The organism is Microbulbifer sp. ABE4_465, assembly GCF_056160765.1.
The window spans coordinates 663,347-677,408 of the sequence record NZ_JBSWXV010000001.1 but is presented as its reverse complement, the minus strand read 5'-3'; the positions used below and the strand labels follow the sequence as shown (position 1 = coordinate 677,408).

12 protein-coding genes are annotated in these 14,062 nt (G+C 57.6%); 6 read left to right on the top strand and 6 right to left on the bottom strand.

The features are described 5' to 3' along the window. Positions 1-174: 174 nt before the first annotated feature. Entirely contained in the window at positions 175-855 is a 681-nt protein-coding gene (locus ACXAG1_RS02715; protein ID WP_475118862.1) for a pseudouridine synthase, read from the bottom strand. A 241-nt stretch (positions 856-1,096) separates the two neighbouring features. On the opposite strand from ACXAG1_RS02715, the gene icd reads away from it, so the two are divergent. Beyond that, positions 1,097-2,347, top strand: coding sequence for an NADP-dependent isocitrate dehydrogenase (icd, locus tag ACXAG1_RS02710; protein ID WP_475092965.1), 1,251 nt, complete (start codon positions 1,097-1,099; stop codon positions 2,345-2,347). Positions 2,348-2,585: 238 nt separating this feature from the next. Here icd and cspD read toward each other — a convergent pair whose 3' ends face one another. Beyond that, positions 2,586-2,873: a cold shock domain-containing protein CspD gene (gene cspD / locus ACXAG1_RS02705; protein WP_475092966.1), complete on the bottom strand. Its 288-nt coding sequence runs from the start codon at positions 2,871-2,873 to the stop codon at positions 2,586-2,588. 354 nt (positions 2,874-3,227) lie between these two features. Between cspD and clpS the strand changes: the two genes are divergently transcribed. Both clpS and clpA read left to right on the top strand, forming a co-directional pair. Next, on the top strand, positions 3,228-3,623 hold the full coding sequence (gene clpS, locus ACXAG1_RS02700; protein ID WP_475092967.1) for an ATP-dependent Clp protease adapter ClpS: 396 nt from the start codon (positions 3,228-3,230) through the stop codon (positions 3,621-3,623). A gap of 133 nt (positions 3,624-3,756) precedes the next feature. After that, positions 3,757-6,042, top strand: a complete 2,286-nt coding sequence (clpA, locus tag ACXAG1_RS02695) for an ATP-dependent Clp protease ATP-binding subunit ClpA (RefSeq protein ID WP_475092968.1) — start codon at positions 3,757-3,759, stop codon at positions 6,040-6,042. 93 nt (positions 6,043-6,135) lie between these two features. Here clpA and infA read toward each other — a convergent pair whose 3' ends face one another. The 4 genes from infA to trxB form a co-directional block, all read right to left on the bottom strand. Further along, positions 6,136-6,354, bottom strand: a complete 219-nt coding sequence (infA, locus tag ACXAG1_RS02690; protein WP_010130378.1) for a translation initiation factor IF-1 — start codon at positions 6,352-6,354, stop codon at positions 6,136-6,138. Positions 6,355-6,486: 132 nt separating this feature from the next. Further along, a complete protein-coding gene (locus tag ACXAG1_RS02685; RefSeq protein ID WP_475092969.1) occupies positions 6,487-7,218 on the bottom strand; it encodes an arginyltransferase in 732 nt (243 codons plus the stop codon). Between the two features lie 140 nt (positions 7,219-7,358). Then, positions 7,359-8,081 (bottom strand): leucyl/phenylalanyl-tRNA--protein transferase, encoded by a 723-nt coding sequence (gene aat / locus ACXAG1_RS02680; RefSeq protein WP_475118861.1) that lies wholly within the window; start codon positions 8,079-8,081, stop codon positions 7,359-7,361. 104 nt (positions 8,082-8,185) lie between these two features. Beyond that, a complete protein-coding gene (trxB, locus tag ACXAG1_RS02675; protein ID WP_475092971.1) occupies positions 8,186-9,127 on the bottom strand; it encodes a thioredoxin-disulfide reductase in 942 nt (313 codons plus the stop codon). A gap of 468 nt (positions 9,128-9,595) precedes the next feature. Here trxB and ACXAG1_RS02670 point away from each other — a divergent pair, with 468 nt between their 5' ends. From ACXAG1_RS02670 to ACXAG1_RS02660, 3 genes are all read left to right on the top strand, one after another. Then, on the top strand, positions 9,596-11,920 hold the full coding sequence (locus tag ACXAG1_RS02670) for a DNA translocase FtsK (RefSeq protein ID WP_475092972.1): 2,325 nt from the start codon (positions 9,596-9,598) through the stop codon (positions 11,918-11,920). Between the two features lie 115 nt (positions 11,921-12,035). Continuing rightward, positions 12,036-12,653, top strand: coding sequence for an outer membrane lipoprotein periplasmic chaperone LolA (gene lolA / locus ACXAG1_RS02665; protein ID WP_475092973.1), 618 nt, complete (start codon positions 12,036-12,038; stop codon positions 12,651-12,653). Then, complete coding sequence (locus tag ACXAG1_RS02660; protein ID WP_475118860.1) at positions 12,646-13,995, top strand: replication-associated recombination protein A; 1,350 nt, start codon at positions 12,646-12,648, stop codon at positions 13,993-13,995. Before lolA ends, ACXAG1_RS02660 begins: the two co-directional genes overlap by 8 nt. Positions 13,996-14,062: the final 67 nt, after the last annotated feature.

The following is a 14,062-nucleotide window of genomic DNA, read 5'->3' as shown; positions in this document are numbered from 1 at the left end:
GATACCCTCAGAACCGCACTGGGGCGGGAAAATGGGGGCGCATTTTACCTGCGATTGAAGTCAGTGACCAATTTAGCCGTGTCTATCCCACCGCTGCCTGTTGCCGCTTGACCTGGTCGTGTCCGGAATACTCCCGCGCCACCGGTCTATATCAGCGTAGCTCCCGTTGCAAAATCAGTGCGATCGCCCAGGATTTCGATTGTTTCGGTTCCGGCTGGAGGCGGGGGCGGCGTTTTTACGCGGCTTCCGAGGGTTTCTCCCGGTGGAGGACTTAGTGCTGCGAGGCTTGCCCGCTCTTGCCGGGACCACCGGCATTTTTACTTGTTCAATTCGGTACTGCCCCGGGGGGAGGTCGCCGACCTGCCAGTCGCCAATCGCCCGCCGGATCAGGCGCAGCGTGGGAAACCCCACCGCCGCGGTCATTCGGCGAACCTGACGATTGCGCCCCTCGGTGATTGTCAGCTCGATCCAGGAGGTGGGGATCGACTTGCGTTCGCGGATCGGCGGGTTACGCGGCCAAATCACTGGTTCCGGGATGATCCGGGCTTTTGCCGGCGCGGTTTCTCCGCCCTTCAGAGTGACGCCCAGCCGCAACTGCAACAGCGCGTCGTCAGTGATTTCACCTTCCACCTGCGCCCAGTAGACTTTCGGCAACTTGTTTCTGGGGTGTGCGATGCGGTGCTGAAGTTGGCCGTCAGCGGTGAGTAGCAGCAGGCCTTCGGAGTCGAAATCGAGGCGACCAGCGGCGTAGACATCCGGCTCGGGGACGAAATCGGCCAGGGTGGGACGTCCATCCGGGTCCGTAAACTGGCAGAGAACCCCGTAGGGCTTGTTCAGCAGGATCAGCTTGCTCATAGCACTCAATATAAGCCCTGTGGCCGTATTCGCAGATTACGCGCATCCCGCCTTGGATGTAATGAAACTACAAAAACGGCCGGATATTGGTATAATCCCGCCGATTTTTAGCCGGCTCGGCGTGTGCAACGACGCAAACAATGGGCGGCAACCATGACCGGCAGCGGAATTTCGGCACATTATGCCGAGATTTCCCCGAAAAAGCCGGACGTTTAGTCAAAGAGTTACGGGAGTCAACTTAATGGGTCATATCCAAGTGCCGGCCAACGGCGAAAAAGTCACAGTCAACGCAGATGGTTCTCTGAACGTACCGAACACCCCGATCATTCCGTTTATCGAAGGTGACGGCATCGGCGTGGATATTACCCCGGTAATGCGCAAAGTGATCGACGCTGCCGTAAGCAAGGCATACAGCGACGAAAAAGCCATCGCATGGATGGAAATCTTCTGCGGTGAGAAAGCAGCTGAAACCTACAGCGGCGACTGGTTCCCAGCAGAAACCCTGGAAGCCATCAAAGAATACGTTGTCAGCATTAAAGGCCCGCTGACCACCCCGGTGGGCGGCGGTTTCCGCTCCCTGAACGTTGCCCTGCGCCAGGAGCTGGACCTGTACGTATGTCAGCGTCCGGTACGCTGGTTCAGCGGTGTACCTTCTCCGGTTAAAGAGCCGAACAAGGTAGACATGGTGATCTTCCGCGAGAACTCCGAAGACATCTACGCCGGTATCGAGTGGAAAGCCGGCACCGACGAAGCCAAGAAAGTGGTTAAGTTCCTGCAGGAAGAGATGGGCGTTAAGAAAATCCGCTTCCCGCAAGAAGTGGGTATCGGTGTTAAGCCGGTTTCCGAAGAAGGCACCAAGCGCCTGGTGCGCAAAGCCCTGCAGTACACCATCGATCAGGACCGCGACTCCCTGACCCTGGTACACAAAGGCAACATCATGAAGTTCACCGAAGGTGCTTTCGCGGACTGGGGCTACGAGCTGGCCCGCGAAGAGTTCGGCGCTCAGCCGATCGACGGCGGCCCCTGGTGCAGCTTCAAAAACCCGAACACCGGCAAGGAAATCGTGGTTAAGGACGTGATCGCCGACGCCATGCTGCAGCAGATTCTGCTGCGTCCGGCCGAGTACGACGTAATCGCCACCCTGAACCTGAACGGCGACTACCTGTCCGACGCACTGGCTGCGCAGGTAGGCGGTATCGGTATCGCGCCGGGTGCCAACCTGTCTGACGACGTTGCCCTGTTCGAAGCGACTCACGGTACTGCACCGAAGTACGCTGGTCAGGACAAAGTAAACCCGGGCTCCCTGATCCTGTCCGCAGAAATGATGCTGCGTCACCTGGGCTGGAACGAAGCCGCCGAGCTGGTTGTTAAAGGTATGGAAGGCGCTATTGAAGCCAAGACCGTTACCTATGACTTCGAGCGCCTGATGGACGGCGCTGCGCTGAAGTCCTGCTCTGAGTTCGGCGACGAAGTCATTAAGCACATGGCTTGATTGTTTAGCAGGCAAGAAACAAAAAAGGCCCCGCACCGCAAGGTGTGGGGCCTTTTTATGTCATTTTACTGCAGGCAAGGATGGTTTCCCGGCGTGCGCCGTGGGAGTGGAACGTTTGTTCCATCATGGGGGCGTCAGAAGGCAGGGGCTACGGAATAGCCGCAAATGACTGGCGGTAACGCCAGAATTTGAGGAAGGTGCGGAAGCTAATCGGGCTGCCGCACTTCCAGAAGATGAGTCAGTCGAGAACTTCTTCGGTTTCCTGCTCCCTGACAGCCTCGACCTGTGGGGCGGGGGCTGGACTGGAAGCCGGGCGAGGGGCATCGGCAGCGCTGATGTTGGCTGCGTGGTAACCCTTGTCGCCCTGGATGATGTCGAATTGCACTTGTTGGCCAGCTTTCAGGGTGCGATACCCGTCCATCTGAATGGCCGAGTAGTGCGCGAACAGATCTTCTCCACCTTCGTCAGCAAGAATAAATCCATATCCCTTGGCGTTATTGAACCACTTAACGGTACCGGTAGGCATGGCGAAATCCCTCTAATATTGCCGGGGCGACTGCAGGCCGCCTATATACATGTTGTCGTTATTGTTATCGCGCTTCATGCGCTTGCTTTTTATTCGTACAAAATCATTCGCACGATAATTGTGTACCTTCGTTAACCACTGGCGCGGTTACTACCTCTTGTAGCCAACAGCCCAGCGCTTGTCAAGTGAATACCCCCCGATGCGCTGTGCCAGCTACCGTTTGCGGTTACAATGCCGGCTCGCCATTTCTATTCTGGTGACTGGTGTACGGACTTGCGTATCGCTTGCTGAGGGCGAGAGGAAGGCTGACGCCGGCACTGTGAACTGATTCCTGAAGATTGATTGATTAGCGCTATGGGAAATTCACAAATCATTAAACTACACTCGAATCAAGGTCCTGATAACGACGACTTTGATTTTCACGGAGGGGAGGGCGGCACCGCGCTCGCGGAGGCCCGACCGCAGCTCAAGCGCCCCCCGATGTACAAGGTTGTCATGCTCAACGACGACTACACACCAATGGAGTTCGTGGTCGAGGCACTCGAGCTGTTCTTCTACGTAAATCGCGAGCGCGCCACTCAACTCATGTTGCAGGTGCACACTAAGGGAAAAGCGATCTGCGGTGTCTATACTCGAGATATAGCGGAGACCAAGGCCGCACAGGTAAACCAGTTCGCGCGCGACAATGAACATCCATTGCTGTGCGAGATCGAAGCTGACGAGGATGATGAGCGCGGCGAGGAGGGTTAAAGGAGATTTTCAGGTCGTCGGCCGATATGCCGGCGCAACAGTACCGGCCGGGGGAACCGGCAATACTTCAGGAATGCCGGGTGTGCTCAGTGACAATCCGGACGACATTGGCCAGTAAGGTTTTGAGGTTTAGATGCTCAGCAAGGATTTAGAGGTAACGCTCAATCTAGCGTTTAAGGGTGCACGGGCGAAACGCCACGAGTTTATGACCGTGGAGCACCTGTTGCTGGCGCTGCTGGACAACGAATCTGCGGCGGATGTCCTGCATGCCTGCGGTGCCGACCTCAGCGCCTTGCGTCGCGAGCTCCTGGAGTTTGTTGACTCCACGACGCCTCTCATTCCTGAGAATGATTCCGAGCGCGAAACCCAGCCTACGCTCGGGTTTCAACGTGTACTGCAGCGGGCGGTTTTCCACGTACAGTCGTCAGGCAAGAAAGAAGTAACCGGCGCCAATGTACTGGTTGCCATTTTTTGCGAGCAGGAAAGCCAGGCGGTTTACTACCTGAAGCAGCAAAGTGTCGCGCGCATCGATGTGGTGAACTACATCACCCATGGAATCTCCCGCGTCAGTTCCGGCGGCAACAATGCGCACAACAATCCAGATCCGTCTCCGGAGCAAGTGGATGAAGATTTGGGAGGCGCAGCGGAATCCGGCGGTTCCGATCCACTGGAGAGTTATGCCACCAACCTCAACCAGGAAGCGATTCTGGGCCGAATTGATCCGCTGGTAGGGCGGGCACCCGAGGTTGAGCGCGTCACCCAGGTACTGGCGCGCCGCCGAAAAAACAACCCGCTACTTGTTGGCGAGTCTGGTGTCGGCAAAACGGCAATTGCCGAAGGCCTTGCGCGCAGAATTGTCGATGGTGAAGTGCCCGAGCCACTGAAAGAAAGCACGATTTATTCCCTCGATCTCGGCTCGCTTCTCGCGGGCACCAAGTATCGCGGGGATTTTGAAAAGCGCTTCAAGGCGTTGCTTGCAGAGCTAAAAAAGCGCGAACACGCGGTACTGTTTATTGACGAAATCCACACCATCATCGGAGCCGGTGCGGCGTCCGGAGGGGTGATGGATGCTTCAAACCTGCTGAAGCCTCTGCTATCCAGCGGCCAGTTGCGCTGTATTGGATCCACCACCTTCAACGAATACCGCGGAATTTTTGAAAAAGATCGCGCGCTTTCCCGCCGCTTCCAGAAGATTGATGTGCACGAGCCTTCCGTGGAGGAAACGGTGCAGATCCTGCAAGGCCTCAAGTCCTGCTTTGAAGACCACCACAAGGTGCGCTTTACCGATTCCGCCCTTGAAGCCGCTGCGCAACTGGCAAATCGCCATATTACCGAGCGCTTCCTGCCTGATAAGGCCATTGATGTGATCGATGAAGCGGGTGCGTATCAAGCACTGCTACCGGCAGATCAGCGTATCGATACCATTTCTGTCACTGAAATTGAAAACGTTGTGGCGAAGATGGCTCGCATTCCTGCGAAAAGTGTTTCCGCCTCGGACAAAGCCGCCCTGGCGAAGCTGGATGAAAACCTGAAAATGGTTGTTTTCGGGCAGGATCTGGCCATCGAAGCCCTCAGCACTTCGATCAAACTGGCGCGCGCCGGACTTGGCGCGGAAGAGAAGCCCATTGGCTCCTTCCTGTTTGCTGGCCCCACTGGGGTAGGTAAAACCGAGCTCTGCCGCCAACTCGCGCAGGTGATGGGGATCGAGCTGATTCGTTTCGATATGTCCGAGTACATGGAGCGCCACACGGTGTCACGTCTGATCGGTGCACCTCCGGGCTACGTAGGTTTTGACCAGGGCGGCCTGCTCACTGACGCGGTCACCAAGCACCCCCACAGTGTTGTGCTGCTGGATGAGATCGAGAAAGCGCACCCGGAAGTATTCAACCTGCTGCTGCAAGTGATGGATCACGGCACGCTAACCGATAACAACGGGCGCAAAGCGGATTTCCGCAACGTTATTCTGATCATGACCACCAATGCCGGCGCGGAAGTCATGAGTCGCCGCTCCATTGGCTTCGCCAACCAAGATCACAGCAGTGATGGCATGGAGGAGATCAAGAAAATGTTCACTCCAGAATTCCGCAATCGCCTCGACAGCATCATCCAGTTCGGTGCGCTTGATATTGGCGTGGTGAAAACGGTGGTGGATAAATTCGTGGTTGAGCTTCAGGCGCAGCTCGACGAGTCCCGCGTGACACTGGAAGTGGACGACGAAGCTCGCGAGTGGCTGGCAGTGAACGGCTATGACGAGAAGATGGGCGCGCGACCAATGGCCCGCCTGATTCGCGAGAAGCTGCGCAAGCCACTGGCGGAAGCCGTGCTCTTTGGGGAGCTTTCGGAAGAGGGTGGCAAGGTTGAAGTTACCGTCGAGGATGATCAGCTGAAGATCAGGACCGCAGTCCCGGCACTCCACTGACCGTCGGTCAACCATCCAGAAACGCAAAAAGCCACCTCATGAGGTGGCTTTTTTATTGCAGCTGCAATTCCGTGAGAAATTGCAGTCCGACAATCAGCGGGCGCGGTAGGTGATGCGGCCCTTGCTCAGGTCGTATGGGGTCAGCTCTACCTTGACCTTGTCACCCGTCAGAATACGGATGTAATTCTTGCGCATCTTGCCTGAAATATGCGCGATCACCACGTGTCCGTTTTCCAGTTTTACGCGGAATGTGGTGTTGGGCAGGGTGTCGATCACCTCGCCTTCCATTTCAATGTAATCGTCTTTTGCCATGCGGCAGCAACCTTTGATTGATGTGTACTAGCTATTCCGCCAAAGCCGGCGGTGCGACGGGCGTGCATTTTGCACGAAAAGCGGCTGCAGGCCAAGTGAATCCGGGAATTGCCGAAGATTTGTGAGGAGGGGTTACCCGGCGGTCTGGTCCGACTTGAGAGTCCAGCGATTGTCCACCAGGTATTCAAGTGGCTGAAACTGATTTTTATAGGCCATCTTTTCGCACTGGCGTATCCAGTACCCCAGATACAGGCTCGGCAAGCCCAGGCGGCGGGTCCACTCAATCTGGTAAAGGATGGCGTAGGTTCCCAGGCTGCGCTTGACCTCATCGGGGTCGAAATAGGTATAAATAGCGGATACACCGCCGTTGAGCACATCCGTGACCGCAACGCCCACCAGGCGGTCACGGGCGCGAAACTCCAGGTATCGTGTGCTGCCCCATGCGTTATTCAGGAAGCTGCGGAATTGTTCGCGACTGGGCGGGTACATTTCACCGTCGCGATGGCGCTGCTCGATATAGTGCGCGTAGAGCGCATAGTGCTCATCCGTATCGATATCCTGCCGATGGAACACGTCGAGGTCCCGGTTGCGGCGCCAGCAGCGCCGTTGATTCCGATTGGGAACAAAGAGCTCCACCGGAACCCGGGCAGGTACGCAGGCCTGGCAGCTCGTGCACTGAGGGCGGTACAGGTAGTTGCCACTACGGCGAAACCCAAGCTCGGATAATCGACTGTACAAGCGCTGATCGACCGGCGTTTGCGGGTCGACAAACACCGTCGTGGCTTCCTGGTCCTCCAGGTAGCCGCAGGGGTGTGGCATGGTTGCCAGCAGGCGCACAGAATCCAGTTGGGAGTATTGGCTCACCGGTCTGTCGCCTGCTCGACTCGAATATGGTCTGCCTTCGCCACGCCTTTTCTCTCTCCGCCAATTGATAGGTATCTCTAGACCCGAGGGTAATTTGTGGTCAACGAAAACTCAAACATTCTGCGCTGCTCTTTGACTTGCTAGTCGGCCGCAAATAGTTCGGGGCCCGCTTTTGCGGGCCAGGGGTGGGGAAAGGAAGCCTGGGTGACCCCCTCTGCCAGTAATTGCTCAAACTCGTCTCGAGGCACTTCTTCCGCGCCGAGGCTGGCGAGATGCGGATTGCTGACCTGGCAATCGATCAGTTCGCAGCCCCACAGGCTGAGCTGGCGAACCAGATGGGCAAAGGCCACCTTGGATGCATCCGCTGCCCGATGAAACATGGACTCCCCGAAAAACACGCGACCTATATTGAGCCCGTACAGGCCGCCAACCAGCTGACCGTCTTGCCAGGCCTCTACCGAATGCGCATGGCCGCGCGCGTGCATTTCCGTATAAGCCCAGTGCATGTCATCTGTGATCCAGGTGCCCGAATCGTCAGACCGCGGTGCTGCACATCCACGCAATACATCCTCAAATGCCTGGTCGAAGGTAATCTCGAAACGCTGCTGACGGATAGTCTTTCGCAGGCTGCGGCTAAACTTCAGTGTCTGTGGGCGGACTACGCAGCGAGGGGAGGGAGACCACCAGAGAATTGGCTGGTCATCGGAATACCACGGGAAGATACCCCTGGTATATGCCGCCAATAGCCATTCCGGGGTCAGATCGCCGCCGACGGCCAGCAATCCATTTGGGTCTGCCAGCGCTGTGCTGGTGCAGGGAAACTCAACCCGCTCGGGGTCCAGTAGTGTAAGGATGTCATCCATGCAGTTCGCTCACCCATCGAATACGGCCTGAAACGAAAAAAGCGGCTCAAGAGCCGCCTTTTATACCATCGTATCAGCGCTTCCTGGAAACGCCCCGGCGCGAATTACTGGGCGTCGAGGTAGCGCTCAGCATCCAGTGCCGCCATACAACCGGTACCCGCTGAGGTAACCGCCTGACGGTAAATGTGGTCGGATACATCCCCTGCCGCAAACACGCCGGGCACAGACGTCTGAGTGGCGTTACCGTTCAGGCCGCTCTCTACCACAATGTAACCGCCATTCATTTCAAGCTGGCCTGCAAAAATATCGGTATTCGGCTTGTGGCCGATGGCGATGAAAACACCGGAAACGTCCAGCTCCTTGGTCGAGCCATCCTGCACGTTCTTCAGGCGAACACCGGTCACGCCATTGTCATCACCGAGGACCTCGTCCAGGGTGTGGTGCCAGCAAAGATTGATATTGCCGTTTTCTGCCTTTTCCATCAGGCGATCCTGCAGGATCTTCTCAGAGCGCAGTTCATCGCGGCGATGCACCAGGGTAACTTCGGCAGCGATATTGGACAGGTACAGGGCTTCCTCTACCGCCGTGTTGCCACCGCCAACCACGATCACTTTTTGATCGCGGTAGAAAAATCCATCACAGGTAGCACAGGCGCTCACGCCGCGTCCCTGGAATGCTTCTTCTGAGGGCAGGCCTAGGTACTGGGCGGAGGCGCCGGTGGAGATAATCAGAGCGTCACAGGTGTAGGTCTCGTTACCTTTCAGGGTAAACGGACGCTGTTTCAGGTCCACTTCGTGGATGTGATCGAAAATGATGTTGGTGTCGAAGCGCTCGGCGTGCTGCTGCATCTGCACCATCAGGTCAGGGCCCTGCAGGTCGTGCACGCCGCCTGGCCAGTTCTCTACTTCTGTGGTGGTGGTCAGCTGGCCACCCTGCTGCATACCGGTAATAACCACCGGGTTCAGGTTGGCGCGGGCAGCGTAGATGGCGGCGGTATAACCAGCCGGGCCGGAACCGAGAATGATCAGGCGATGATGATTACTCATTTCAGAACTCACTGTACTTCAGTTTTCAGATTTGGAATTCGTAGCGCCGCGGCGATGCGCGGCATGCCCCTTATTGGCAGTCGACTGAAACCCACTGGTTCGGTGTCGGACAGTCGGTAAAGGAAGGGGAGGGTTTAGCGGTACCTCCCCAATTTCGCGGGCAATGATAGGGGATGGGGCCATACCCACCAAATAGTTTGACCTAATTTATATCATTGTCCGACTTTATAGGGTGACCGTATCGCCAGCACCTGTCCAGCGAGCTGTGCATCACCGGGGAACATTAACTATGCATGAACTATTTCGCGTAACTGTTTGATTATATTGCTAAAATAAAAACCTAAAGTGATTTCTGAAGTCGCACTGCGGTAGCTTTTACCGCAAGCCTGTAGTACACAGAACCCCAGATACCCTGAAGGCCCGCTAAGAACGTGCTCTTCATGAAGACAGTAATAATCGAGGTGGCCATTGAAGGCTGAGAGTGAAACTGAATCCGGGGCGGCAATTCCGGAATCCCTGATTGCGCGAATCGTTCGCGAGGGTGCGCTGATTGCCCTGTTGGCGGGAGCACTGCTGGTTGGCATCAGCCTGTTGAGCTATAGCCCGCAGGATCCGGGTTGGTCCCATACCGGCACAGGTAGCAGTATTGACAATGCCATTGGGCCGACCGGTGCCTGGCTGGCGGATGTGTGCCTGTCGCTACTGGGTTGGATGGCATACCTGTTCCCCGTGCTGATTGGGTGGCGCGCCTACCGCATCCTGCGAGACAAAAATGCGCGTTTTCATGGCCCGTTATTCGCCCTGCGCGTGGCGGGGCTACTGCTACTGCTGGTTGCGGGTGCAGGCCTGGCGACCCTCTGCTTTAACGAATCCGTGCGACCCATGCCATTCTCCAACGGAGGCATTATTGGCGCCGCCGCGTCTTCATTTTTGGAGCGAGGGCTCGGCTATGTGGGAGCCACGATTCTATTGCTGGCGACATTTGCGATTGGAGTGACGGTGTTCACCGGCATGTCGTGGCTGCAGCTATTCGAAGATATTGGCCGCAGTGTGTTGGTTGTATTCAATTGGATGGGAAGTCGTTTCGCACGGGCCAGGAAAGCGCGGGAAGAGCAGCGTGTGGCACGGGAAGCGATTGTGGTCCGCAAGGCCGCCGTGGAAGAAGAGAAGCAGCGCACCGCCAAACGCCAGCCACCACAGATTGCCCCGACCGCTCCACCGCCCAAGCAGAGTCCGCGTGCGGCGAAAGAAAAGCAGGGCGAGCTCTTCAAGGGACCCGTTACCGGCACTTTGCCCCCATTGTCGCTACTCGACCCGGCTGACGAGAACAAGAAAGCCGGCTTCAGCCGAGAGGCACTGGAGGCGCTTTCCCGACTACTGGAGTTAAAACTGAAAGATTTCGGCGTGGTTGCGGAGGTTGTTTCCGTACTGCCGGGGCCGGTGGTCACCCGTTTTGAGATTCAGCCCGCACCGGGGGTAAAAGTCAGCCGTATCACCAACCTTGCCAAAGACCTGGCGCGCTCGCTGGCGGTGATCAGTGTGCGCGTGGTGGAGGTCATACCCGGGAAGTCGGTGGTGGGTATCGAAATACCGAACGAGAACCGCCAGATGGTGCGACTCACCGAAGTGCTTGGCGCCGAGGTGTATGAGAAGTCCAGCTCCGCGCTGACCCTGGCGCTCGGTCACGACATCGCCGGGCAGCCGGTGGTCGCGGACCTGGCCAAGATGCCGCACCTGTTGGTCGCCGGTACCACAGGCTCCGGTAAGTCTGTGGGCATCAATGTGATGCTGCTGAGCCTTCTGTATAAATCGACGCCGGATGAGGTCCGCCTGATCCTCGTTGATCCGAAAATGCTCGAACTCTCGGTCTACGAAGGCATTCCGCACCTGCTCACGCCGGTAATCACCGACATGAACGACGCCGCCAATGGCCTGCGCTGGTGTGTCGGCGAAATGGAGCGGCGCTACAAGCTGATGGCGGCCATGGGCGTGCGCAACCTTGCGGGTTTCAATCGCAAGGTAAAAGAGGCGATTGCCAAGGGCGACCCCCTGGAAGACCCAATCTGGCAGCCGGACCCCATGTCCAGTGTGCCGGAGGCGGAGCAGACCCGGCCGCACCTCAAGCCACTTCCGGCGATTGTGGTTGTGATTGATGAATTTGCCGACATGATGATGATTGTCGGCAAGAAGGTTGAGCAGCTGATCGCGCGTATTGCCCAGAAAGCGCGGGCGGCCGGTATCCACCTACTGCTGGCGACGCAGCGCCCGTCGGTGGACGTAATTACCGGTCTGATCAAGGCCAACGTACCCACGCGCATGGCGTTCCAGGTATCTTCTAAAGTGGATTCGCGCACCATTTTGGATCAGGGTGGTGCGGAGCAGCTCCTCGGACACGGCGACATGCTATACCTGCCGCCGGGTACAGCGGTGCCCATAAGGGTGCATGGCGCCTTCGTGGATGACCATGAAGTGCACCAGGTTGTGGCAGACTGGAGTCGCCGCGGCGAGCCGGAGTATATCGATGGGATTGTTGACGATTCCAACAACAGTATTCCTGTGCCGGGTATGGCCACAGAGGGCGGCGAGGAAGATCCGGAAGCAGATGCGCTCTACGATGAGGCGGTAGCATTTGTGACTAAATCCAGGAAGGCGTCCATCTCTTCGGTTCAGCGTCAATTGCGTATCGGCTACAATCGCGCCGCCCGCATGATCGAGACCATGGAGGCTGCCGGGGTTGTGTCGCCGCAACAAGCCAACGGCAATCGCGAGGTGCTGGCGCCGCCACCGCCCTGATTGCGCACCACCGTCGTACGCAGCAGATCGCACAATAGATTTTCGCAGGTTCAGGCCGGGTTCACTTGGCTCCGACTAGGCTTTAGGGACAGATCAGCAAACTGGAAGGCATCGAATGAAACGCACACTGAGCATTTTCCTGATCGCGCTGGGCTGCACCTTTGGTGCGGCTACGGCAAGTGCAGACGCCAGCGAAGAACTGAGCCGCCTGTTGCAACCCCTGGGGGCCATTTCCGGCAATTTCAGCCAGACCCTGAAGGATCAGAAAGGCAAAACCCTGCAAAAGAGCAGCGGCAACTTTTCCGTACAACGGCCGGGTCGCCTGCGCTGGCAGACCGGCGAACCCTTCCCGCAACTCCTGGTCACCAACAACAAGAAGCTCTGGTTGTACGACCCGGATCTCGAGCAGGTGACCATCCGCCCGGTAGACAACCGCATGAAGGAAACCCCGGCACTGTTGCTGGGCGGCAAGGTTGAAGAAATTCGGGGCTCGTTCAATGTCGAAAACAAGAAGGGTGCCTACTACCTGACCCCGAAACGCGCCTCGGCGCCGTTTAAATCCATGGTAATCCGCTTTGATGGCAAGGGCCTGCCCTCGGCCATGACCGTCCGCGACGGCATGGGCCAGACAACCGATATCCGGTTCAACGGGCTCAAAGCCAATCCGCAGCTGTCTTCCCGCATCTTTAACTTCAAACCCCCGAAGGGTACCGACGTTATTCGCGATGAATGATTTATTCCGGTCACCGCGCCGGCATCAGCCCCTGGCCGCACGTATGCGGCCCGACACTCTGGCCCACTATGTGGGCCAGACGCATTTATTGGGTCCGGGTAAGCCGCTGCGTGAAGCGGTAGAGCGCAGCCAGTTGCATTCGATGGTGCTCTGGGGGCCGCCCGGTGTCGGCAAGACTACTTTCGCGCGGCTGCTCGCCCAGGAGTGCGATGCGCGCTTTGCCACGCTGTCGGCGGTGCTGGCCGGGGTGAAAGAAATCCGCCAGGCCGTTGCAGAAGCCGAGCAGCACGCCGCTCAGAGTGGCCGCGGCACGATTCTGTTCGTCGATGAAGTACACCGCTTCAACAAGTCTCAGCAGGATGCCTTTTTGCCGTATGTGGAAGAGGGCACAGTCACCTTTGTCGGTGCGACAACTGAAAACCCGGCGTTTGAACTGAACAATGCGTTGCTTTCTCGCTGCCGTGTCTACCTGCTGCGTAGCCTGAGTCAGGACGAACTGGCCGGGATGTTGCGGCGTGCGCTTGCCGAAGACGAAGAACTCCGCGGGCGCCGAATCGCGATTTCCGATGAAATCCTGCACAAAATCACCCTGAGCGCCGATGGCGACGCCCGCAGCGCGCTCAACCTGTTGGAAATCGCCTGTGATCTGTCCCGGGAAGAGTGCGGCGAACAGGTAATCGACGAAGATGTTCTGGCGGAAGTGTTGACGGCGGACGTGCGCCGCTTCGACAAGGGGGGTGATTTTTTCTACGACCAGATATCGGCGCTACACAAGTCGGTGCGGGGATCTGACCCGGATGCAGCGCTGTACTGGTTTGCGCGCATGGTGGATGGCGGTTGCGACCCACTGTATATCGCTCGCCGCGCGGTGCGCATGGCAAGTGAGGATATTGGCAATGCCGACCCTCGAGCGCTTGAAATTGCCCTGAGTGCCTGGGATGTGCAGGAGCGCCTCGGCAGTCCGGAAGGGGAGCTGGCCATAGCCCAGGCCATCACCTATCTCGCGGTTGCCGCAAAAAGCAATGCCGTTTACAGCGCCTACAAGCGCGCGCTGGCCGATATCCGTCGTGAACCGAGCTATGAGGTGCCGGTGCATTTGCGCAATGCGCCCACCAGGCTGGCGAAGGAAATGGCCCACGGTGCCGACTATCGATACGCGCACGACGAACCGGATGGCTTCGCCGCGGGCGAAAACTACTTTCCCGAGGCCATTGCAGGCCGGCGATATTACGATCCTGTCCCTCGGGGGTTGGAGCTGAAAATCGACGAAAAGCTGCAAAAGCTGCGGGAACTCAACCGGAACAGCGTGCGGCAGCGATACCCGGAGCCGGAAAAGCGCTAAAATCGCCACGCGCCTCGATGGACGCTATACAAGTCCCGAAACGATTTTTGAACAGACACCGATAAGA